The organism is Salipaludibacillus agaradhaerens (assembly GCF_002019735.1).
In the GTDB taxonomy this organism is placed as follows: Bacteria; Bacillota; Bacilli; order Bacillales; family Salisediminibacteriaceae; genus Salipaludibacillus; species Salipaludibacillus agaradhaerens.
Genome location: NZ_KV917378.1, coordinates 3335962 through 3360384, shown reverse-complemented (window position 1 = coordinate 3360384; position 24423 = coordinate 3335962). Strand labels below are relative to the sequence as shown.

The 24423-nt window shown below is 37.8% G+C and carries 19 protein-coding genes and 1 pseudogene; 3 read left to right on the top strand and 17 right to left on the bottom strand.

The window, feature by feature from the left end; translation table 11 throughout:
• The first annotated feature begins 15 nt into the window (after window positions 1-15).
• Together galU and BK581_RS15550 are read left to right on the top strand one after the other, a co-directional pair.
• Window positions 16-912 carry a UTP--glucose-1-phosphate uridylyltransferase GalU gene (gene galU / locus BK581_RS15555; protein WP_078579023.1) on the top strand — a complete coding sequence of 299 codons (897 nt, stop codon included), beginning with the start codon at window positions 16-18 and terminating at the stop codon, window positions 910-912.
• 139 nt (window positions 913-1051) lie between these two features.
• Complete coding sequence (locus tag BK581_RS15550; RefSeq protein ID WP_078579022.1) at window positions 1052-2383, top strand: UDP-glucose dehydrogenase family protein; 1332 nt, start codon at window positions 1052-1054, stop codon at window positions 2381-2383.
• Between the two features lie 124 nt (window positions 2384-2507).
• On the opposite strand, the gene BK581_RS15545 is transcribed toward BK581_RS15550, so the two are convergent.
• The 17 genes and pseudogenes from BK581_RS15545 to BK581_RS15470 all read right to left on the bottom strand — a co-directional run bounded on the left by BK581_RS15545 (window position 2508) and on the right by BK581_RS15470 (window position 22913).
• Window positions 2508-3677: a family 43 glycosylhydrolase gene (locus tag BK581_RS15545; protein ID WP_078579972.1), complete on the bottom strand. Its 1170-nt coding sequence runs from the start codon at window positions 3675-3677 to the stop codon at window positions 2508-2510.
• Between the two features lie 100 nt (window positions 3678-3777).
• Window positions 3778-4191: a DUF4064 domain-containing protein gene (locus BK581_RS15540; protein ID WP_078579021.1), complete on the bottom strand. Its 414-nt coding sequence runs from the start codon at window positions 4189-4191 to the stop codon at window positions 3778-3780.
• Between the two features lie 62 nt (window positions 4192-4253).
• Window positions 4254-5099, bottom strand: coding sequence for a carbohydrate ABC transporter permease (locus tag BK581_RS15535; RefSeq protein WP_078579020.1), 846 nt, complete (start codon window positions 5097-5099; stop codon window positions 4254-4256).
• Between the two features lie 49 nt (window positions 5100-5148).
• Window positions 5149-6027, bottom strand: coding sequence for a carbohydrate ABC transporter permease (locus BK581_RS15530; RefSeq protein ID WP_078579019.1), 879 nt, complete (start codon window positions 6025-6027; stop codon window positions 5149-5151).
• 67 nt (window positions 6028-6094) lie between these two features.
• Entirely contained in the window at window positions 6095-7366 is a 1272-nt protein-coding gene (locus tag BK581_RS15525; RefSeq protein ID WP_078579018.1) for an extracellular solute-binding protein, read from the bottom strand.
• Window positions 7367-7985: 619 nt separating this feature from the next.
• The gene (gene essA / locus BK581_RS15520; protein WP_078579017.1) at window positions 7986-8474 is read right to left on the bottom strand and encodes a type VII secretion protein EssA; all 489 of its coding nucleotides are present in this window, start codon (window positions 8472-8474) and stop codon (window positions 7986-7988) included.
• Window positions 8452-11307, bottom strand: a complete 2856-nt coding sequence (gene esaA, locus BK581_RS15515; RefSeq protein ID WP_078579016.1) for a type VII secretion protein EsaA — start codon at window positions 11305-11307, stop codon at window positions 8452-8454. The genes essA and esaA overlap by 23 nt, the downstream gene beginning before the upstream one ends.
• Window positions 11304-15737: a type VII secretion protein EssC gene (gene essC / locus BK581_RS15510; RefSeq protein ID WP_078579015.1), complete on the bottom strand. Its 4434-nt coding sequence runs from the start codon at window positions 15735-15737 to the stop codon at window positions 11304-11306. Before essC ends, esaA begins: the two co-directional genes overlap by 4 nt.
• A gap of 92 nt (window positions 15738-15829) precedes the next feature.
• The gene (gene essB, locus BK581_RS15505; RefSeq protein WP_078579014.1) at window positions 15830-17080 is read right to left on the bottom strand and encodes a type VII secretion protein EssB; all 1251 of its coding nucleotides are present in this window, start codon (window positions 17078-17080) and stop codon (window positions 15830-15832) included.
• A 38-nt stretch (window positions 17081-17118) separates the two neighbouring features.
• Window positions 17119-17358, bottom strand: coding sequence for an ESX secretion system protein YukD (locus tag BK581_RS15500; RefSeq protein WP_078579013.1), 240 nt, complete (start codon window positions 17356-17358; stop codon window positions 17119-17121).
• Window positions 17359-17453: 95 nt separating this feature from the next.
• On the bottom strand, window positions 17454-17747 hold the full coding sequence (locus tag BK581_RS15495) for a WXG100 family type VII secretion target (RefSeq protein ID WP_078579012.1): 294 nt from the start codon (window positions 17745-17747) through the stop codon (window positions 17454-17456).
• A gap of 546 nt (window positions 17748-18293) precedes the next feature.
• Window positions 18294-18641 carry a hypothetical protein gene (locus BK581_RS15490; protein WP_078579011.1) on the bottom strand — a complete coding sequence of 116 codons (348 nt, stop codon included), beginning with the start codon at window positions 18639-18641 and terminating at the stop codon, window positions 18294-18296.
• A complete protein-coding gene (locus BK581_RS15485; protein ID WP_078579010.1) occupies window positions 18625-19683 on the bottom strand; it encodes a hypothetical protein in 1059 nt (352 codons plus the stop codon). Before BK581_RS15485 ends, BK581_RS15490 begins: the two co-directional genes overlap by 17 nt.
• A 180-nt stretch (window positions 19684-19863) precedes the next feature.
• Window positions 19864-19923, bottom strand: a pseudogene (locus tag BK581_RS20600) (hypothetical protein); the annotation flags it as partial.
• 50 nt (window positions 19924-19973) lie between these two features.
• Window positions 19974-20510 (bottom strand): DUF6792 domain-containing protein, encoded by a 537-nt coding sequence (locus BK581_RS15480; RefSeq protein ID WP_078579009.1) that lies wholly within the window; start codon window positions 20508-20510, stop codon window positions 19974-19976.
• Window positions 20511-21209: a hypothetical protein gene (locus BK581_RS15475; protein ID WP_169837747.1), complete on the bottom strand. Its 699-nt coding sequence runs from the start codon at window positions 21207-21209 to the stop codon at window positions 20511-20513.
• Between the two features lie 390 nt (window positions 21210-21599).
• Window positions 21600-22913 carry an N-acetylmuramoyl-L-alanine amidase gene (locus tag BK581_RS15470; protein WP_078579007.1) on the bottom strand — a complete coding sequence of 438 codons (1314 nt, stop codon included), beginning with the start codon at window positions 22911-22913 and terminating at the stop codon, window positions 21600-21602.
• Between the two features lie 439 nt (window positions 22914-23352).
• Here BK581_RS15470 and BK581_RS15465 point away from each other — a divergent pair, with 439 nt between their 5' ends.
• A complete protein-coding gene (locus tag BK581_RS15465; RefSeq protein ID WP_078579006.1) occupies window positions 23353-24357 on the top strand; it encodes an LCP family glycopolymer transferase in 1005 nt (334 codons plus the stop codon).
• Window positions 24358-24423: the final 66 nt, after the last annotated feature.

The window sequence follows — 24423 nt, the reverse complement described above, 5'->3', positions numbered from 1 at the left end:
AAAGGAGTGGCGACAATGCCTAAAGTTAAAAAAGCGATTATACCTGCCGCTGGACTCGGAACTCGATTTTTACCTGCCACCAAGGCTCAACCAAAGGAAATGCTTCCCATTGTTGATAAACCAACTATTCAATACATAGTTGAGGAAGCCATTGAATCTGGTATAGAAGATATTATGATCATCAGCGGGCGAGGAAAGAGAGCCATTGAGGATCACTTTGATAAATCATATGAATTGGAAGAAACATTATTAAAAAAAGAAAAATTAACACTTCTTGAAGAAATTCAACAGATTTCAAATATGGCAAATATTCATTATATTCGCCAGAAAGAACCAAAAGGATTAGGTCATGCCATTAGTTGTGCTAAACACTTTGTTGGCAATGAACCGTTTGCCGTTCTTTTAGGGGACGATATCGTTCAAGCCAATGGAAACCCTTGTCTTAAACAATTAATTGATGTTTTTGAACGCTACAATTCATCAGTTGTGGGTGTGCAGCCAGTGCCTGATGAGGATGTTTCCAAATATGGTATCGTATCCCCAAAATCTGCTGAAATTGAACCTGGCGTCATTCATGTTGCAGACCTTGTTGAAAAGCCAGCTAAAGAAGAAGCACCATCTAATTATGCTATTATGGGCCGGTACGTTTTAAGACCAGAAATATTTGATATTTTAGATAATCTAGCTCCAGGGGCCGGTAACGAAATTCAATTGACAGATGCCATTAAAACATTGAATGACAGCCAAATTGTACTCGCCTATCAATTCGCTGGAGAGCGCTATGATGTGGGGGATAAATTAGGTTTTGTAAAAGCCACTGTTGATTTTGCGCTACAACGAGATGATTTAAAAGATAATATGATTGATTATCTAAAAGGTGTATCACAAAAGTATTTAGAGAAAAAGATATAAAAGGATGTACAACCTAGTATGTGAAAGCCTACACTATAACATGTCAGGTACATACTGGTTCTTTCGTGAGGCATCTCACATTCAAGCACTTTATTATCATAAAGCCTAATGCTTTTTACAGAATTATAGGAGGACCATCATGAAGAAAATTGCTGTAGTAGGAACAGGATACGTCGGGTTAGTCACAGGAGTGGCACTTTCGGATATCGGACACGATGTGACGTGCATTGATATTGACGAACATAAAGTTAAGCGCATGCAAGAAGGGAAATCCCCTATATACGAACCTGGTCTTGATGAGGTTATGGCACGAAATATAGAAGCTGGACGACTCCATTTTACGACGAGTCATGAAGAAGGTTTTAATAGCAAAGATGTCATCTACATTGCTGTGGGAACACCTGAAAAAGAAGATGGTACCGCTGACTTGCGTTTCATTGACCAAGTTACTGCTGATATTGCGACACACGTATCAGATGATGTCATTATTGTGACTAAAAGTACTGTACCCGTAGGCACAAACGACTATATATTAAAAAAGATTCGCGAACGACTCATTCATAAGGTAACGGTTAATATCGTCTCTAACCCTGAGTTTTTACGTGAGGGTAGTGCTGTTTATGATGCCTTTAATGGTGATCGTATTGTCGTTGGTGCTGATTCAAAAGAAGCTGGAGATGTTATCGAAGACATTAATAAACCATTCGGTATCCAAGTCTATCGTACAGATGTTAGAAGCGCTGAAATGATTAAATACGCCTCAAATGCTTTTTTAGCCACAAAAATTAGTTTTATTAATGAGATTGCTAACATTTGTGAAAAAGTCGGGGCCAATATAGAAGATGTCGCTACTGGGATGGGCATGGATGACCGTATCGGCAGTAAATTCTTAAATGCTGGAATCGGCTATGGTGGTTCGTGTTTTCCTAAGGATACAAAAGCACTTGCTCAAATTGCAGCCAATAACGATCATCACTTCGAGTTACTAGAATCTGTTATTCGCGTAAACAATCAGCAACACTCTAGCTTAACGACTAAAGCTAAAACCGTTATGGGGTCATTAAAAGGGAAAAAAGTGGCACTCTTAGGCCTTGCTTTCAAGCCGAACACCGATGATATGCGAGAATCACCTGCTATCGCTGTGAGCAGTGAATTATTATTAGCCGGTGCTGATGTGACGGCTTATGATCCCATCGCTATGGATAACGCAAAGAAAGTCATTCCGGAGGGCGTCACATATGTTGACAGTACAGAAGAAGCACTTGCAGGAGCAGACGCAGTGTTTATCATTACTGATTGGCCTGAATTTAAAGAATTAGATTTGAGTGTATTTAAAGAAAAAATGGCGACTCCGCTTCTTTTTGATGGACGAAACTGCTATGACTTAAACACGGTTGCGTCTGCCAATATAAATTACTATTCCATTGGACGATCACCTGTTGAAAACGGAGACATTAAAACAATCAGTTAGCAAAAATGGAAATCCTAAAATCCTCTACACACCACTCGTAACAAGTGGCATGTAGAGGATTTTATTTGTTCATTTTAATAAATGTTGTGAAGAAACATTTTGGAAATAGGACGCGACTATGTGGTTAATCTTCAGTAATGGTAACGGTCATCTTAACTTCTGGGTTATCTTCAACTAACCTTTGCCCAGGAATACCAAAGTATGGTGAGCCATCCGTTTTCCAGAGAAGCTCTTGCACCCGAGCATGTCTGTTAAAATCGTAAAGTGGGTTTCCTTCAATTTTTTTATAGGGCCGTGCATGGTAAACAAGTAAGTCTGTTTCCCCATCTTCCGCCACGGTAAAACTATTGTGACCTGGACCATATTCACCTGTTTTTTCATTGGATACCATGACAGGCTCGGCTAATTTAGTCCATGATTGGGGATTTAATAAGTCACTGTTTTCCTCTGCGATTAATAAGCCCATAGAGTATCTATCATCAGTAGCACTACCAGAATAAACGATATATACGTTTCCATTTCGATTAATCATGGCAGGTCCTTCGTTTACATAAAAACCGGCTTGTTCCCAAGAATATTCAGGTGTGGCCAGTAGAACTTGTTCTCCTTTTATCGTCCACGGATTCTCCATTTCAGCAATATATAAATTGGAAACTGAATCATTATCAACTTTTTGTGCCCAAACTAAATAGCGCTTTCCTTTATGTTCAAATGTCGTAGCATCTAACGAAAAGCTTTGGAAGTGTGTATTTATTTGTCCCTTTTCTTCCCAGTTTCCTACTAGAGGATTGTCACTATCCGTCTCAAGTACGTATGGTCGGATAGCCCATACGTCAGCCTTATCCCCGGCAGCAAAATGGATGTACCACTTATTATTAATATAATGCAATTCTGGCGCCCATATATGTTCAGACATAATCCCTGACTCATGTGCTTCCCAAATCACAACCTCTTCAGCATCTGACAACTCTTCTATTGTTTTTGCCCGCCTCAATACAATCCGATCATATAAAGGATAAGAACCGGTAAAGTAGTAATAACCATCTGTATGCTTGTAAATATAAGGATCAGCTCGCTGCTCTATCAATGGATTCGAGTAATTTTTTAAAATCACGTTTCCTGACATTGAATATGTTCCAGTCTCTTCATATTTAACAGATGCCGATGTCCCCCATTCTACAGTCATATACACTTTAACACCATTTTCTAATTCCACTGGCACTCTTTTTGGCAGTTCAATCGTTTCCTTTAACTTACCTGTTATATTAAGTTCTTGCCCTTTTTTTATACGTATCACAGACTGTCAGCTCCTTCTTCTATTGTCCGTTGTGAAATTTAAGGAATGTACGAAAGCTACAAAGTCTTATTACCACGTAACTAGAAATGTGGGTTATTTAAACAGCAGTCTCATAGCTCATTTTTATCGCTTTATTTTTAGCAAGATACACAACAAAAGCTATCAAATAAATAGAAACACCAATTAAATCCATTGACATAAGTTGGACAACTGCCCAAAATCCAATCCAAATAACGACTTTTTTCTGAATCTCATTATCTCTTATTTTGACCGCAACTAGAAAGGTTATAATGGCCCCTACAAGCATAAATATACCGAAGATCAGAATGATTTGAAGGATATTATTAACCATTTGAGATCCAGCTATGGCTGTGTTCAAGTCTACTGCCTCAAGTCTTTGGGCTCCCTCTCTGTTAAACCAGGAATAATAATTAAAGATCGTCAATAAAGCTGTGATCATATTCCACGCCGCCCCAATTATTAATAATTTCCTTTCAAGACCTCTGCTCATCGTCTTCCCCTCGCTTTACTACTATTGTTATTGCTCCACATACTCGTTTAAGGTCTTCCAACTTACCCTTTAATACCAGCATTTAATTTAATAGCTTGAACAAAATATTTTTGGGCAAAGAAGAATAACAATAATGTGGGAATAATCGCCAAAATCGCTGACCCCATCAACTGTCCAATCATTCGATAGTTTCCATATACATCTTGAAGTAGCAATAAACCTGCAGTGACTGGCATTTTTTGCACATCTGTATACACGATGACCGGCCATAGGAAATCATTCCAAGACCCGACAAAAGAAAAGAGACCACATACGACAAGTATTGGCTTTACAAGCGGCAAGATGATGCGAAAGAATATTTGAAAATCACTCGCTCCGTCTACACGTGCCGATTCGTCTAGCTCTCTTGGGATTCCTTTCATAAATTGTCTAACTAAAAAGATATTAGCCATCCCTGCTAAACCAGGAACAATCATCGCCCAAGGTGTGTTAACCCAACCTAAAATGTCGATAATTTTATAAGAAGGGATGAGATTTACGACATTGGGAAAGAAAGAAATTGCAAGTAACGTAAAAAACAAAGCATCTCTTCCTTTAAATTTCATTCGTGTATAGCCGTATCCGGTAATAGAAATAACAACTATAACTAATAAGGTATGTGTGGTCGCTATAAAAATAGAGTTCCAAATCCATTGCATGATTGGTGCTGTCGAGGTATTTTCTAAAATAGTGACGTAATTATCAACGATCCAATTCACAGGGAGCAACCTAAACCCTTCATTGACAACTTCTGTTTGCGATCGGAATGATGTCGTAATTCCAAACATAACCGGAATAACCCAGATCGCACATACAATAATAAGAAATAAGTATGATAAATATTTTGAGACTTTCATCTTTTTTTTCATTCTTCTAACCCTACCTTTCTTATCCCCGTTAAAACATCCGAGTCCTAGTTTACGCAGTATTACGACTCATTAAGTAATATTGAATCGCTGAAATGACTAAAATGACTATTCCAAGTAACACAGCCATCGCAGACGCAATACCTGCAATCGATTCACCGTGACTAAATGCTAAATCACGGATATACATCATGAGTACGGTCGTACTTTGTCCCGGCCCACCATCTGTCATCATTAATGGTTGAGCAAACACGTTAAATGCACCTGCAGTTGACATGATAAGTGTGTAAATTAACGGGAAACGAATAGACGGCAAGGTAACATGAAAGAATTTTCTAACTGATCCAGCTCCATCAATTTCAGCTGATTCATATAAGTCTTCAGAGACACCGTTAATAGAAGCACGGTAAATAATCATATTTCCACCTATTCCAGCCCATACAGTAATCATAATAATTGTTATCCAAGCATAGGGTTGTGTGGCAGCCCACACCGGTTCAGAGCCAAACACATTACTAACAACACCTAATTGCTTATTAAAAATAAGTGACCAAATTAGTGCCGCGGCTGAAATAGAAATAAGGCCAGGAATATATAGAAGCGTTTGAAAAAGATTCTTTAATTTAACTTCTTTATGCTCCATTGATACTGCAATCATTAAAGGGAGCACAATCATGATCGGAACACTAATTACAACAAAAATAAACGTGTTTTTCATTCCATTATAAAACTGATGGTAAAAGGTTGAGTCCTCATTAAAAAGGATTGTTCGATAATTATCTAAACCTACCCAAACTGGATCGCTAACTAAGTTCCACCTCGTAAATGAGGCATAAATACCATAAATAGAGGGGATCAAAATAAACACGATGAATAAAATGATGTGAGGGCCGATAAAGAAAGCAGGTGTTAAGTTTATTTTTTTATTCATGGTTATACAAACTCCTTTGTGTAGAAGTGATGTACCGGTCACCCGACACATCACTCCCAATGATGATCTACTCTTCCTCTCCCTCTTCTTCGTCAGTTACCACATTATCTAAATCAAGTGTTCCTTCAGATACGCGATCATCTACAAAGCGTTGCATTTCTGCTAACCCTTCATCAATTCCTATTTCACCATGTACCATATCAGCTGAATAATTATCTAGTGCTTCTGCAATATAAGGATAATGTTCATACGTATAGATGTATAATGAGTCAGTTTGCTTTTCAGTTGATGTGAAGAAGGATTGCATATAGTTCTCATATTCTGGGCTTTCAATAACATCAACACTTGCTACGATCTGTCCAGCTTCTGCCCATTCCATCGAATTTTCTCGGAGGAAATCTAAAAACTCACCAATTCCTTCCTCTTTCTCGTCTGTCCGATCTTCACTCGTTAACATAGCAAATAAGTGAGAGGAAGCTCTATTATGAAACGTATCAGGTTCAAACGCATAAATATTTGTAACCCCAAAATTTAGCCCTTCCACTTCAGCATGGCCAAGTGAACTCCACGTCCCATCAGTAGAGAACAACACATTACCTGACTGAAATGCTAAGTAGCCATCTTCACCAAAAGGTGTCATTAGCCCTGCATCAGAAAGCTCTTTTATCGCTTCAATAGCTTCTTTCATTTCTGGTGTATCAACAGCAGGATTCCCATTCTCATCTTGGATATCACCGCCTAAGTTTTGAATTTGTGCAAATATGACCCAGCTTAATAAGGCATCGTTAAGAACATACTCACCTTCCTCAAGCTGGCCTTGTAAAGATAACATTTCATCAAAGGTCACAACATCATCATCTAACCAATGCTCAACATCATATTTAGCTAATAAGTCCGCATTGTAATACATAGCGCTACCGTGAATATCTAACGGAACGGTATATTGAGTATCGTCAACCGTACCGGCGTCCCAAGCTTCCAATAGATAATTCTCTTCGTTTATATCTGGATGTGCCTCTAGAATGGAGGTCATCGGTTCCAATAAACCTTGATTAACAAAATTGGGAACACGATCAGCATGAATAATCGATAGATCTGGAATACCACTTCCTGAGTTTAGGACTGTATACATTTTCGTATACATATCGGAGGTAATAACATGGTTAATTTCATACTCAGGCTCTGTTGCATTATAAGCATCGACAAGGGCATCCATGTTGGCACCATCCTCTCCAGTTAATGGCGTCCAAAATTCTATCGTGTTCTTATTACCACCACACCCAGCCAACAACACAACCGCTAAAGAAAACGTTAACATTATTTTAGACATATGTTTCATTTTCTTCCCCCACTTCTTAATAAATATTAAGTTAGTTAACCATTTTAGATACATAGATTATTAAATCCAAACAAGACTGATAACGCTTACAAAACAGACGAGGAATTTAAACCAAAAACGTTATAACGGACTCACCTCTACTTTCATCATTTTAATACGTACAAATAACATTTCTCATACGAACATGCTTATAAATTTATTTTTAAAAATAATATTTGTACGTACGAATGCTTCTAATAAATTATAAACAATCCTTTACTATTTATCAATATAAATATTAACTTATTAATGTTAATGTTATGTAATTATTAAAATCACTCTTTACTCCACTTTTATTAAACTAATAAACATAATATTTTATTTTTATCGTCTTTTAATTAACTAGAAAAGATTTCAATGTACTGTCATTTAAACATATGGATATCTTTTTTAAAAAAACACATATGGTCATAAATTCACAATATAAGTATTGAGATGTCCCCCCTTTTTTCCCGCGACCATATCGTCAATTCTTGTTTCTTTTGTTTTTCTACATTTACATGCCTTAAAATACGTAGACTAAATGGTTAAATAATAAAAGAGCTGTCCTCATCAACATGGATGAAGACAGCTCTTTATTTTATGCTTTTTTTACTTTTTTAGGTGGAGGAGCAGGCTTTAATTTAGGAATAATGATTACAAACATTAGAAGAATGATGAAAACAACAGCGACAATAAGCACTAGCACAATATCGTAATCACTTTGTTCAGATCCAATATCCTCTATTTGTCTTCTCATCTCTATATCTTCTGTTGAAAATAATCCTAATTGATCTGATTTCGTCGTAATCGTGTTTGTTTCAATAACCGACACTTGAAATAACTCACCTTCTAGCAAATCACTTTCAGTCAGCTCCCGTTCTTCAAATGTTAAACCTAGCTGCTCTTGCGGTAACTGATCTCGCTGAATACTGCTATCTCGGCCATTATTAATAATATTAATCTCTCTTTTTTCATAAATATTTGGCTCGGGAGGGTTATTGGTATTACCTTCCCCATAAACAGCAGTCGTTGTACTACACACTACAGCAATAAGCAGTATGATACTAAGAAGCTTGTTTCGCTTCATCTTCATCCACCTCTGGATTGATCCGCAATATTTGCCACATATAAATAAATGCGGATACCAGAATTGTGACAGCCAAAAGAATCCCCATCATCATATATGGTGTTGCTTGTCCTCCGTATTGAAGAGACATATAGGCCCTTTCAATCGGGTGATGCACATTAAATTCCGGTACAATAATATTAATTAATGGTGTAATGAAGAACATAATCATCACAATACTTGCCAGCCAGCCTGCGAATGGCCCGATGAACAAGCCCCCACGAACAATATTAGAACAAGCGAATAACAATAGTATTGTAAAGATCGACCATTGGATACTTTGCGTGTTATCCAATGTATAAATGTTAAGTCCATATATACTAATAATCAGACCTACTGCTAAGTTTAGTAATATAAATAGACCAGATTGTACGAGATAGGAATTATGAGAGTAGTAATGACTCAAAAATCCTATTAATAACCCACTAAGTAAAATAATCACAAACATGATAACAGGCGGCATACGGTCTTCTGTTTCTGATAATACCTGACCATCTACATGCCCTTCTACTTCAACAGGACTAGATAAATAACTATAAATAAATGGGTTTTCTTGCCCGTCTACAACAGTATTACCAAGGACATCGTGAACATCGTCTCGGATTAATTCAGTGGAGTCCACGTTTACTGCCCACCTATCATTCAATTCATCAGATTGCTGCTGGACTTCGCTCACTCGCGTTTGCAATTCATCCGTTGAACCAAAAATAGAGGCTTGGCTTTCGTCTAATGAAGATACTAATTCTGCCATATGATTTAAGTCTGCTGAAGCAGTTTGCTGGATAGAGAAGACCATCTGTCCGTCTAGATATTGCAGGGACGGTGATTCTTCCCAATCAAATGTCTCAGCATTTAATTCTTGAATTCGAGTTGATATGTCTCGTGAGTTTGCAATCACATCACCAAGTTCATTTTGTATCTTTTCATGTTCAGCATCAACGAGAGCATTATATTCATCAATAAACGCTTCCGCTTCAGCAGCATAATCATAGAAATTCTTCTCTACTTTTTTCACAGCACTGTCTGTTTTATCAGAACCTTTGAGCAATTTGTCAAACGCCTTTTGTAACTCGTCGGAATGGGCTGTATTAGCTTCGAATAAGTTATCAATTCGCCGAGTTATGTCTTCATGAGCAAGCACTTCTTGTATGAGTTCATCGTCTTGCTGCTGGTTAATCGTTGCCCTATATACATAAAGTGCTTCTAGATAATCCAACACATAGCTTAGCTCTTTGTTTCTAATGTCAGACTCCCTTACATGCTCCAATGATAAGTCACCTTGTAAAGTCAAAACTTCATCTGTAAGAACTGACGACACATCATTCTTCAATTCTGCCAACTCACGGTAAGCATCTTCAATCGCGTCCACATGATCTTTCCAACTATCTAGTAGTGCTTCTTGTGTGTTTATAGAGCTCTCCAAATCATCAACAGACGTTTTTAAATCTGCCAAACGATTGTCTACACCGCTCCAATCCGTTTCATTGGACTCTGCCTCATTTTCTTCTGATTCTGCTGGTGGTTCTTCTTCACTACTATTCTTTAAATTGTTAATCTCTTGCTCAAGGGCTGTTACATCTGCTTTTAGGTTACCTAAGTCTACTGATTCTCCTTCTTCTGGTGGGGAGGGTAGATCTGGTGTCTCATCTCCAGTAGCAGGAGCATCTTTCAACTTATTAGCTGTGGCTCTCACATCACGGCGAGCGTCTGATACTACCTCACCTTGATAAAGTGATAGTAACTCTTCATTTAGCCTTTCTACTTGGCGGCGCTGCCTTCGCATAGAATCGGACCAGCTTTCTAATACCGCATCGCCATCTTCCATCATCTTTTCCATAGCACCTAAACTTTGTAATAAAGCATCGGTATCGTTCGCAAATTCAGGTGAACTAAACTTTGTTAATTGTTCATTAATTAAGTTCTGCCCTTTAATTAATGTATTATCATAGGTGGTCACACCATCTTGAATAGCCACTTTACTTTCAGCTTGCGTTTCTTGCAGTAGCAATTGCTGTTCAAACTGAGACTCTTTATACATCTCAAGCGCTTCTGTAAAAGTAGATATTTTCCCCTCTGCTTCTGAAGCTGCATCTGCACTGTTACTTGAGACTTCATCCATTCGACCTGTCTGATTCAATATATTCTCTAGCCCACTTTTATGCTGTTCGATTTCACTCGCCAAGCTCGCAGAAGACGGACTATAAAAAGAATACATAGCATCTTGGAATTCTATTTCTTTTTCAAGGATTAAGTCAAATTGATCACGAATATTATCGACTTCTTGAGAGACATAGCTCCAGTAAATCATCGACATTTCTTTATTAATTTTATTTTGTGCGTTCGCCATTTCTCTGTGAACTCTCTGACGTTCTTTCGCCACAAGATTCGGCTGGATAACATAATTTATTGAGGCCGTACTTGGTATATCTTCCCGAAACGTCATAATATTTTCCGAGAATCTAGACGGTACGTAAATAATCGCATCATATCTTTCATTACTAAATCCTTGTTCAGCTGCACTTCTATTGACGACAGTCCATGTGTAATCCGTGCCTTCCGAATTCAATAAAGAGGAGATTTGCTGCCCTAATTCAATCGTCTCTACTTCAGAAGACTCAGGGGACCATCCACGGTCTTCATTTACAACCGCAATACTTCTCGTCCCTTCATCATCATCCTCTGACACTATAACAGCTGGTTGGCTGTCAACATAGCGGAAAAGTAGGAGTGGCAGTAAAAGTACCACAAGGACTTTCGCCCCTAGTTTCAGGGAAGTCATCAATCCTTCATTCATTTGTTTGCCACCCTTTCTAAATCATAATATGGAATTTGTATTTTCTTCACTTGTCCGTTTAATAAGTAGTAACCAAAACCAGGTTTAATTTCTGGCTCGTTTCGTTTATACGGCAGTGTGAAAACGGTTTGTTCAGACTGCTTCATAAGAAGAATCGCTTGTTTAATTTGCTTTAATTCGTTAGTAAATTGGTCAAAGCCTTTAGAAAACTCAGTGGCGCCACCTGCGATCACAACAGAGAAGCCTAAATGGCTATAACTCTTTATTAAGTTGCCAAGTTTCATCTGGAGGCCTGCATCGATTGTTTGTTGGAAATTGCCGTTTCCATCAACCATCAAAATATATGGTGTCATCTCAGGTTTAGCCGCTTCTTTATCTTTTAACGAAGCACGATACGTAAGCTCTCTCTCAGAAAATACCTCTTCTATCGTCGTTACCCAATCAGCTATTTGCTCTTTCGTCTCAATATAGGTGATATTATCTTCACCAGCGTAGTCAGATAAAGAGCGGTTAACTGAATCGAATAAAGCAATATGACCACCGTTGCCACTTTCGTTTATCCGATGAATCATCATTTTAAGAATATTGGTTTTTCCTTTTTGGGCATCCCCCATGATAAGACAATGTCTATTAATCTTCATATCCATATAAACTGGCTCAACAGTGGCTTCATCAAGTCCAATAGCTAACTGATGAGGCTGTTCTATCACGCCGTATTGCTCATGAAATGAACGCCACCTTAATTCACGCGGCAACATCGGGATCGCTTTAGGTTTACGAGAACCTTCATATTTAACTCTCAGGTCTTGAATAGTCCCTTTCAAATTCTCCATAACCGTCATATCATCGTCACCTTCAACAGGCAAATACATTTGTGTCAAATAAGCTGTTTCTTTTTTAATGTAGGCGCGTCCTGGGACAGCTTCTGTTTCATAGGTAGTTCGTCCAATAAGGGTATATTTCTCACTTTCATCCATCATGTAATGGACGATTTTTGTTTTCAAGTTACTCATTAACGCATGCTTAACAGAGTTGGAACGTGTCGCTGTAAGTACCATATAAATCCCTAATGATTGTCCGTCTCTCACAAGTGAGATAAAATTATTCTCATAATCTAACATCTCTTCTTTAACGAGATCATAATTATCAATAGTAATAAAGATCAACGGTAATTTAACGTCAGAAATGGTGTTATACATGGTAATATTGCTCACTTCAGCTACTGTAAATAGCTGCTTACGCTTATCCACTTCCTCTGCTATAAAGCTGAGAAACTTCTCAATTTTCCGTTTATCATCAGATCTGAAATAATCCCCTGTGTGCGGTAACTGTTGGAATGGCAGTAAGGCCCCATTCCCAAAATCAAAGATATAATACTGCACCTGTTCCGGTGAGTTATTAGTTGCCATTGACAGCAGCAATGTTTGTACAGTCGTTGATTTACCATAACCAGATGAACCAAAAATACCGATATTGCCATCATCTACAGTTTGGTAAGCGTATGGACTTTGACTTTGACGTTCAGGTTCGTCCACTATCCCTATAGGATATGCCCCAAGCTCTAACCTATCTTCAGTTGAAGGTTGTGCTCTTTCAGGTAAAGGCGGGAGCCATGGACTAGCTAATTTTTTAATTCCCATACGTTCTTGTACTGCAGCTATTTCTTCTGTCACCGCATCAATTTCTGTGACACGTTCTTTCGTTGTTTTTTCTTCAGGCGCCACCTCAGACAGCGGGATAAGTCCTAAATCTGTTACTAACGCTATATCTTCTTCCGTGCCAAAAGCATCCTTTACATACGGCGCACCGCTCCAGGCAGATTGGAAAAGTTCGTACACTTCATTGTTACCAACTTGTAAATAACCTCGGCCGGTGACAGTAATATTAGCTGCATCGCTATTTTTTAAGATCTCTTTACTATCACTTTCATCCTGCACTTTCAATGCCACTTTAAATCGTGAGTTACTCCAAATTTGATCATCTATAATTCCGCCAGGCTTCTGCGTTGCTAATATGAGATGGACGCCAAGGCTTCGACCGATCCTGGCAGCACTTACCAGTTCTTTAATAAATTCCGGCTCTTCACTCTTCAGCTCTGCAAACTCATCTGATATCAGAAATAAATGAGGCATCGGCTCTGCCGCTTCCCCTTCTTTATATAGGTCCGTATAATTATTAATATGATTGACGCTATATTGGTCAAACAATCGTTGGCGTCGCTTCAACTCACTTTTTATCGACGCTAAGGCTCGGTTACTAAAATTTTTACTGCCTTCAATATTTGTAATCGTCCCAAGAAGATGAGGGATCTTTCTGAATGGTTGTGCCATCCCTCCACCCTTATAATCAATGAGTAAAAACGCCACTTCATGAGGATGAAAATGAACGGCTAAAGACAGAATATAGGCTTGTAAAAATTCACTTTTACCTGACCCCGTCGTACCAGCTAACAACCCATGAGGGCCATGTGCCCGTTCATGTAAATTTAAATAAACATGATCATCTTTACTTTTTAGACCTACTGGTACAGCTAATGATTTAGACGACTGGTTTTCCAGCCATTTTTGCTGGATGCTCAGTTCTTCTGCCTTTTCTGTATTGAATAAATCTAAAAATGTTACCTTCTCAGGGATTGAATTTGACATTCCTAGCTGATGGTTAAGCGACCGCAATGTCCTAGAAAAGTTTTCATTTCCTTCTGGATGATGCTTATCTAGCTTGAACGGTAAATGCTCTGCTTTATGTTGCTGAATAAGGATATCCCCTTCTGCTTCATCAATGTAGCGTATGAGCGTATGAATATGCTCGGATAAGCTTTCCTTCGTGTCCTCAGCAAAAATCACTGAGAAGCCAAGGGCTGGGTGATCGCTTTCTAAATACTCTAAAATTGCATGTTCAGAAATCAACTGCCGGTTTGTTACAATGAATATAAAATGTGGTGCAAACAATTTTTTCTCTTTGTCCTCTGTCAAGTCTCGCTCTTTCAACATCTCATAAATAGAGGATAAAAGCTGATCCCTTGTCTGTTCGTTATAGATTAGACCACGGGCAAAAGAGTTCGGCAGCTGAAAATGAGGAAGCCACTTCATCCACTCCCACTCTGAGTAGTTTTCCTCATCAAAAATAGCCACCATTCGAATATCATGATAACTTTGCGAGAAACTCAATTGCCCCACAATTTGTTGAATTTCTTTGTTTACAACATCTCGTTTACCGATCATACCCATGGCACCACGAGAGATATCTATAACGAGAGGAACATCACGTACATATTTATAATGAGCCACAAGCTCTTGTGATTTCTCTACAAGATCATCAATCTCTTGGTTCGTCATATCCGCCCGTTGCTCCGTCACTTCATAACTGGAAGGGATCGTTGCTCTCCCTGCTCTAAAATGTAAGAAGTCACTACTGAGTCTCGTCCGTTCCCATATACGTTCACTAATTTCTCCAGTTAAATATTTCATGCGTTCAAATGATGGAAAGTGGTAATAAAGAACCTGACGTTGTTTATCTGCTAGTTCTTGCAAGTCTTTACGTTTGTTTTCTAAATAGCGTGTATATAAACGTCGACGTTTTTCCTTCCTTCTTTTTTGATTACGCTTTTCTTTAAAGTATTGAACCGTTGATGTGACAAGTGTCGTACCGAACATCGCAAGTGAGATAAGAATAAAGATCCCTCTTGGGCGAACTAAGGCAACTACTCCCATAACCAATAGCATAATGACCGGCGGCATTACAACCATCCATAAACTTTTCCCATTATCATCATGCTCTTCGCTTGGAAAAGAAAACGTCACTTTATCATCTGGTTGCTCATAAATCATCCTCGGTGTTCGCCGATAATTTGGGTATTTTTGTTTCAACACGGTATCTGGTTTTTTCATATTAATTAAATGTTCCATTCGTGGTTCTGGACTTTCCATTTCCAATACATCTATGTCCGATAGAGTGAAAATTGTATTGTTAAAAAACAAGCTATCTCCTTTAGATAGCAGTTGCTTTTCTAATACCTTTTCGCCATTACAATAGATAGTTTTTTGGTTCAAAGGAATAACAGACCAGTCTTCCCCATTCCTCACTAATTGACATGCTGGTTCCGCTACGCTTGGAAGGGGGATTTCTAGTTGATCACCAATAAAGTAGGCTTGCTTGTCGTACATTATATCCACGTAAACGATACGTAGCTCGTCATGGCCAAATACTAGCGTCATATCCGTCTCATCAGAATTCAGATTTCCAGCACAGATCTCTCCATGCCACACTTCTAATTGATTCGTTGCTTTATGTTTAATCGTAATAGGCACGTCCACTGTAAAGGCTTGAATTGTAACATCGTGCTGAAAATTGTTTCCAATAGTCATAGACTCTTCATCTTTAAGTTCTATAAACTGAAATACGTTCCCGTAAAAGATAAATAATCGATTCACCGGGTCACCTCCTCTAACTGACGGCATCTTTCTTATCACATGTTCGCCGACAAGTGTTTTTCTCGTGTCCACTTACTGTGTTTTTACGCTGTCTATTCATCGTCTTCGTCTAAATCCTCTTCAGCTTCTGAATTTTCGTCATTAGTTTCACCTTCAACTTCTTCATCAGCTTCTTGTTCTAAAGCTTCCTGCTCCATTTCTTCTTGATATTCATCAATTTCCGACTGAATATTACGTAATTCTTCTTCCCTCTCTTCGCCGCTTAAGCTTTGATCAGATTTTACTTCCTCACGCTGTTTCAAAAGACCATAGATAATCAAATCCCGATCTTCTAATCTTCTAGCTGTATCAATGGCTTCTTGATAATTTCCCCGCCCAATATCAATCCAGTAATTAAAATAGTTTCTATCTGACTGTAACGTTAACGTGTTTTGAATATTTTGTCGCTGTACTTCTGTCAGCGATTCGTTGACGACATAAGCAGAAGCCAGCTGATATTGCACAACATATGGCATCCCTTCATGATCGTAGTTCGACAGTTTATTTATGACCTCACTATACTCATGCTCTAGAAAGGAGCGACTACTTGCAACATATGCTTCTGTTTGTGGAATTTTGAAAAAGGCAGCAAAAATGGTATATATGATAGCAGGAACAAGTATAATAGCTAAAGCAATTTGAATATAACGCTGCAATTTCCATTTTTTCCTTGGTACATGTAACACAGTCTTTTCATATGCTTCATCTTTTTTTAAATTCTCTCCAATAATCTGAAAAAGTTCATCGTAGCTTTTTGCATTCATAATTTTTTTAGCTTCTTCATTCAATTGAAGCGTTTCATAATGTGACAAGTAATTATTAAAATCATATTTATCATCGATAATCGTCGCCACAGTCGCTCTCGTTTCAAGCCACTGCTTATTCACATCATCTTCATAAGGTGGCAGACTCTCTTTCACCCCGTAATGCAAAAAATGTGGATTAAGCCCATGGTCAAATAACACATTTTCCGGACTTACGATTAACTTTAATCTATCAACGGCATGATGTCTTATAGCTTGAATCATATTAAAGGCAAATTGCCACTTAGCCTGATTACTCTTTTTTTGAATGTCAGAAAAGGACATATAATTTTCTGGTCTCGTAATAGTGATTGTCAGCTGATCGTCTGTTAACTCAAATGTGTGATTGAATTCAGGGTTCATTGCCCGCAACAGATGAACCTCTTCTTCATCATTAAGCTTTAACTTTGCCCGCTGAAACGTCAACGTGATGTGACCTTCCTCTTCTTTCATTACTGCTTCTATTTGTTCTTCTAAATATGTCATATTCTTCTCCGTCATAAAGTCAGCCTCCCCTCTCACACGACAACATTAATTAGCTATAAGATCTCAATGCAATCACCTGTCGTAATACCACATTCTTCCAATGTACTTGTCCCAGTCCACACACGGTCTTTATTTTTAACGCGAACCCAAAAGCCTTCTCTAGGTGCCCTTGATATCCTCGCTGTTTGCCATGTCATCGCCACTAGATTTTTCACGAGATGTTGATCTGATAGCCTCAGTTCAATCGATTTTTCATTATAGTGTTTTAAATCTACGGTTATTTGTATGTACACACGTCATCCGCCCCTATAGATACTCTTTCACCAAAAATAGTGCCGCCAAGTTGAAAACCGCGGCACTATTCTTAGACTTGACTTTTCGAGCTTGATTATCGTCTGATTTGTGACGCAATGTCCGCATCAGCTTCTTGTAAAGCATTAGATGTAGAAACTAATTGAGCACTAATCTTCTCTAAAAGCTCAACCATTTGAATAAATGACGGCTTAAGTTCGTCGTATTGAGCGGCGAATGCTTTACTTGAAGCACCTTCCCAAATATCTGTCAACTGGCCAATAAGACCATCAAGATTATTAACGATTCCATTAACATTTCCACTTTCAGCGGAGTAACGTTGTGCAATAGCTTCTAGTTCTTCTGGTGTTACGCGAATTTGTCCTGCCATAATTAAAACCTCCAAAATATTGTTTTATTGGCTTACCGTGGTTTAAACGTCATAGGTTTGTTTAAAATAAGTATTACGCTAGATCTATTATTAGGGAGTGTAACACTTATTAAGTGCGCTATCTAAGGTGTCATGTAAATATGTGTCGCACTGACAAACACTAATATGTCGTTTTAACACAATCGGATCAGCTATTTTGTTGCTCATATGTGATTATAATAGATAATTTATGGAAATGTACATAAATAGTAACCAGTTTTACAAAAACAAGTATATCGAACTAGAAAAAATGATTTCAATCAGCAAAATGTAGTCCTATTCACCAAGACTTTAAAACTATTTCCCTTAAAAATACGGGATAAATCATCAGGCAAGTACGTTTCGTTGAGTCTTTATTCCTAGCAAATAGTCATAGATTCATCCGTATATTGTCGTTCACCGGTGGAAAAATACACTATTTCTTTCTACTTTTTATTAGTTTATTTCTATTTTTTTGAATTTAATTCCTTTTTATAGAAAGTAGGATTACTATAAAGTACCTTTTTCCTAGTCGATTGCCTTACTTTTAAATGTTAAAGTTATCGGCTGGGTCTTCATATTATCGACCTGCGTATCCAAAGACAACGCTGCCCTTGTAATTTCATGACGTATTTGCTCTAGAAGGTTAGCACAGTTTGTTTGATAAAGGGACGTTTCTTTTAGCATCGTTTCAGCTATTTCACCCTGTTGATTTTCCCCTACGATAATATTATTGGCTAGTGTCATTAATGATTGGTCAATGCTTTCAATCGTGTCCATATGTTTTTTTAGCGGGTCTCGCTTAGATATTAAATCTGCCTTTGGTAACAAGCGATGTGAAATTGTTATCGTTCTATCATCAGTCAGACGTGGCAAGTGACAAACCTCCAATCAAATCAAAGCGGGTTGAGATTCCTTCTTCTTCATCAAACATATCTTCAACCGCTTTGCGATAGCTCTCAATATAGCTATTACCCTGCTCAACAGACTCAGACAACGCTTCTAATTGAGGGGTAAAATCAACACCTTTTAAAGCGGGAAGAGATTCATGGATCGATACTCTCGTTAACTTTTCTAAATTTGGATTGTAATAAAACAAGAAAGCTAGGCGGTAGTTAAACGGGTTTTGCTCCATGTCGTTTATTTTCCAACTAATAAAACGTTGATTTGTTTCATACGTATGATAGATATGTTCGTCAATAGAGGCTTGAAAGCGATGCATTTCAGCTTGTTTATCCTCTATAAGTATCTTCCCATCTGCATACAACCGCATGGCAGCTGATATATTTACAAGCACAGCCTTGCCGCTTTTTGATGAAACATACACCATATCCTGACCAATATAGGTTTTCCCTTTATTGTCCTGTGCAAGTGCAGGTAAAAGCTCTGAAATACCGTGACTTTCAAAAAGGTCATGGAGAATATCCATATATTCATCTTTCGTTAACGTAGCCAAATCTGCTTCAATGGCGGCGATTAAACCATCTAAATTTTTTCTTAAATCATTCCCAGACCACACCAAGAGATGATTTCTAAAGATCGAATCTCTATTTTTCTCTTCTCTTTGTAATAATCTTTCAATGTCCTCAAGATGGCCATTAAGACTATTAAATGTCGTCACTAATTCTTCTTTTTGCTTTAAATTGATATATCCTTTATTTTCTAGCTCCCCGAAAATTAAGTCACTATTTTGTGTGATTGACTGAATATGACTCATAAAGTCAGGAAGCTTTTCATTCATATCTTTAATCATTGGATCCAAATAAGTTGAAAAATAAATTATCGCTTTTTCCAATCCACTTCCATCGGTGAGATATGTTGAAATGTCTAAATCTATTCCGCTCATTTCTTTAACGATATGAGTCAGATCGTCGTTGTCTTTTGATAACACAGCATAATCTATCACAAATTGTTGCAAGTTTTTAATCACTTCATCAGGAATTTTTTCAAACGACTCTCGTAAACCAGGGAAATCTGGATTTGTATGATAATAATTAATTTCCCCGATTTCTGCAAACCCCCTTGCCGATCTCGCTGCATAGAGGACATCATTAATTGACGTATGCTGATGAATATTCGCCCCTTTCTCTGCGTAATAATCTTCAGTGAATTTTTTTAGTTCATTAGGATCAATATCATAGATAGTATTGGGGTCTCTCCTTAATGAATAGTACTCAGTTTCTAATGCTTTAGAGAATGCAAGATCCTCTAAAAGTACATTTGATAGGCACTTACTTGCGCGCCATTAAAACTATGGACTACGTCAAAGGTGCCAAAAGTAAGATGTGCTATTGAATTATTATTGTTGGCTAGAGAATGAGAAAGCCCTATACTCAGAACATCTTGATCGTTTTCAATACCGAACCTTCTTCTCGCTTCCGATTCAAAGTGCGCAGTTGCCTCAGCTTGCTTAATAGTAGTACCTCCAAAAAGGCCTATAGCGTTGTATTCCCAGTCTAAAGTGTCTTGACTACCTTGAGATATAGTATAAAGCACATCAATTTGATTTTCTTCTGAATGGAAATATAATGCTGTCCCATCATAGCCTGATGTATCATCCTTTAAACTTTCTACGTCAGATGAATGGAAATATTCAACTTTTGCAGGAAGTGCCTCTCCCTTTTCTTCGATATAAATACGTTCAATTTCTTTTATAAATTCTTCTTCACTTAAATTTTTGTATTCCAAATCTGTAACTCGAGCACGAATTTCATCTGTACTTAATATATCTTCCGCTTCTGTCATTTAATTCTCACTTCCTACCGATTCTTTTATAAATTCAATAGTTTCCAACCATTTGTAAACTTCTTCTTTCTGATCCACTAAAAGTTCTTCACAACTTTTAATTCCAGGTTTACATTGAATATCGTAATATACTTGAATGTTACCAGCTTCCTCAAGATTTTGTATTACTCCCAAATACCCATCATTCCCATCACCATAATTAAATGGAGCTATATACAAAGATTGCGACTCACTAGGGAATTCTTCAAACGTAAGATCTTTCTCAACCCTCTTAGCAACTCTCTCAAGAGTTAGATCAATTCCTTCATTTCCTAAAAAAGAATAATAACGTACAATAACAGAAACATCATATTCCTGCGCTTCTTTATAAAATCTTAAATACTCATATTCATCCTTTTGTAAAATATAAGTATGGTCACTTGTAATTTTATTGTCTTTATCTCCAAATATTATCGCATCTCCAGGGAAATCCATTTGATACTTACCAGTTCCTGATAAAAATGGATAATACCCCGGTGACGTTTCCTCAATAGATTGGATAAAAGAACGGGTGAAATCATCTTCAAAAGCTTCTATCTCTGGCCACTTACTGGCATCTACTTCGCCTGGCTTAGCATTTTCATTATGTGATCCCATTGCACACCCTCCTACTATCAGCATTGCTGTCGCTGTCATAATAAAAAATAGTTGTTTCTTCAATTGGCCTTCTCACCTCTTTTTATGTCATCATTTCCTGCTTTAGCAGTTTATAGTATAACGAAGCGAACGAGATAAAACGTATATATTAATAGGCTCGTGAAAGAAATTAAGGCTTTTTTCACAAGTTACAAGATATTAAGAGGGATAAAAGTACCCAGTTCGAGCCTTTTCAACATTGTTACAGACATAATAAATAACTCTCCTCCACTTTAGAAAAAATATGTAGACGTTACTCATATGGTGTCACATGCCCAACGGCACATATAATGGATAACCTCCATTTTCTTCTTCAAATATTTACATTGGCTTGAACTCTTGGCCACCTACAATAAGTAAGACATGCACAAAAAACTGTCAAGCATCCGCCTGACAGTTTCATTGTTTCATATATTAATTAGAATAATCTTTAAATCCTTTAACAATATGTGCTACCAACTCATCTTGTTGATTCAATAGCATGTCTAAATCAGAGTCATTTGACATAAAACCTGGTTCAATTAAAATGCCAGGCATATCTAATTCGGTTATGACTGTGAGGTTGCGATCAACGACGCCACGATCTGCTCTATTTAATCCATTAACAAGTTGAGATTGGATAGCTTGAGCAAATTGACGACTATTATCAGCATGTGTCTGGCTACTGTAAAAGACTTCAGAACCATTAACTGAAGAGGATGTAAAAGCATTGGCGTGAACACTAATAAATAAATCAGCTCCAGACGTGTTGGCCATGTCTGCTCGTTCGCCAACCTCTATATAAGAATCCTCCGTCCTGCTCATGACAACAGTAGCTCCCTCATTTTCCAATGCATTTTGTAGTTTCAAACTCACATCAAGAGCAATATCTTTCTCACTAATATCATCGACGATTGCACCTGGATCACTTCCTCCATGCCCCGCATCCACGAAGATCGTTTTACCCTCTAACTGACCATCAGCCGTGTTTCCACTGCTGCTTAAAGACGTTGTACTCACATAAGAGCCATGGATGTATCCGTTCCCTTTTTCGGTTTCAACCTCATACCAACCGTTTGATTCACTAAGCAACTCAATCGTCGTCCCTCTAGATAGACTATCAATAATGTCGGCCTCCGTGGATGCTGACGATCTAACATTTAAACTTGTTGCTGTCACTTTTCCGCTCCCGAGCGGTTCAGCCTCGTTTGAAGTGGAATCAGGGACACTTCCTCCTTTATTAGAAGAGTCATCTTGAAGCTCAATATAAGAGCCGTCAATGTATCCTCTCGTTGTACCGATACTCACTTGATACCAGCCATTTGAGAAAGTCCCTAATTCAATCAACGTCCCTCTACTTAAATGACTAATAATTTGTCCTTCTATAGAGGCAGAGTCTCTCACATGTAAATTGTCAACTGAGACTTTCCCAATTTTAGTCTCAGCTGAGGCACTCCCATTAATAACATTTATGTATGCACTGTGAACATACCCCCATCCACTACTATGTTTCACTTGATACCAGTCTCCTGAAGTGCCATAGATGGTAACCTTGTCACCTTGATGGTAACCGCCAAGTGATTCAGCACCCTCTGAGGGCTCCTCTCGAATAATCAACGAAGAAACCGCCACCTCACCTTCCATCATTGCCTCCGCTGCATCTGCATAGCCAACGTTATTACTTAGTTGACTATATAGTCCCACTAAAATGAGTAAAGATAAAACTATCAGACTTATTTTTTGCACCATTTAACCTCCTCGTAGCTAGTCTTATATGCTTGCTTGTCATGACCACACATTTCATCCATTGATCTCTATTAATCTCATTAATATATAAATTATCAATACATTTCACTCTATAGTAGTTTATTTTATGTGTACATAGTCTATTGACTCATTTGTCGTATTTTCTCGAAAAATGAGAATTTCGTTGTAACTTTTATTTGCTTTTACCGACTATAATAATGTCGCATTTTGGGTCAATAGTCATGATATAATAGAGAATGGTGTCTTTTCAACCTACCATTCACTATGAAGAATAGTATTCGCTTCCCGAGGTGCGATTTATATAAACTTCATATTTTAAAAATAGGTCATTAAATGATAGATTTTCAATAAAAGACTAGTATTCAAAGATATCATAACACCTGCTATACAATCATAAAGATTATTAAGGAGTGACAAGACAATGTCAGAATTACAACGTTCCAGACGTCCTAGTCAAAAAAGAAGAAGCCCCTTTCGCAGATTGATGAGATATGTTTTACTTACAATGGTATTTTTAGTTATAGCAGGCGGCAGTGTGCTTGGGTACATGATTTTTCAAGTTTCTAGTGTGACCAATGATGCCCAAGAAGAGTTAAATCGTGGTGAAAAATCTGCCTTTAGAGACTCTGTTGTTGATCCAGTAGAAGACCCTATATCTATCCTGTTTCTCGGTTTAGATACGAGAGAGGCCGATTTATCAGGTTTAACCGATGCCATGATATTAGCTACTTTTAATCCAGATGACAAAACGATCAAGATGGTTAACATTCCTCGTGACTCTTATGTGAACATAATCGGTCGAGAACCGATGGATAAAATTAATCATGCCCACGCTTTTGGTGGGGTTGATATGACTGTCGACACGGTCGAACATTTATTAAATGTTCCTGTCGATTACGTCGTCTCTTTAAATTTCACAGCCTTCATGGAAATTGTCGATACAATAGGTGGTGTCGAAGTTGATGTGCCAATGCCGATTAGTGATACGGATAACGCTACTTACGGCACGATTGAAATTGATGAAGGTTTACAAACATTAAATGGTGAAGAAGCTCTTGCTTATGCAAGAATGCGCAAAGATGATCCTCGAGGGGATTTAGGTCGAGGGGATCGGCAAAAAGATATTATTGAAGCCGTTATAAAACAATCGGCTAACTTTAAAACAATCACTAACTTCAATTCTCTTATGGAGAGCCTTGGGAACAATTTACGTACCAACCTTGGCTTTGGTAATTTAGTTAGTATGCATTCTTATGCCAGTGAATTAGATAACATTGACCAACTAAGCTTAGACGGCGATAATATGATGTTAGAGGGCATTTATTATTTCAGTCTTCATGAAGATTCTGTACAAGAAGTTTCTCAAACGCTACAACAGCATCTTGAGATTTCACATCTAGACACTCAAGCTACGATCGGTCATTAATATAGTAAAAGCCTGACAGAGGGGAAGTTCTTTTTCTCTGTCAGGCTTTTTGATTACCCTTTATAT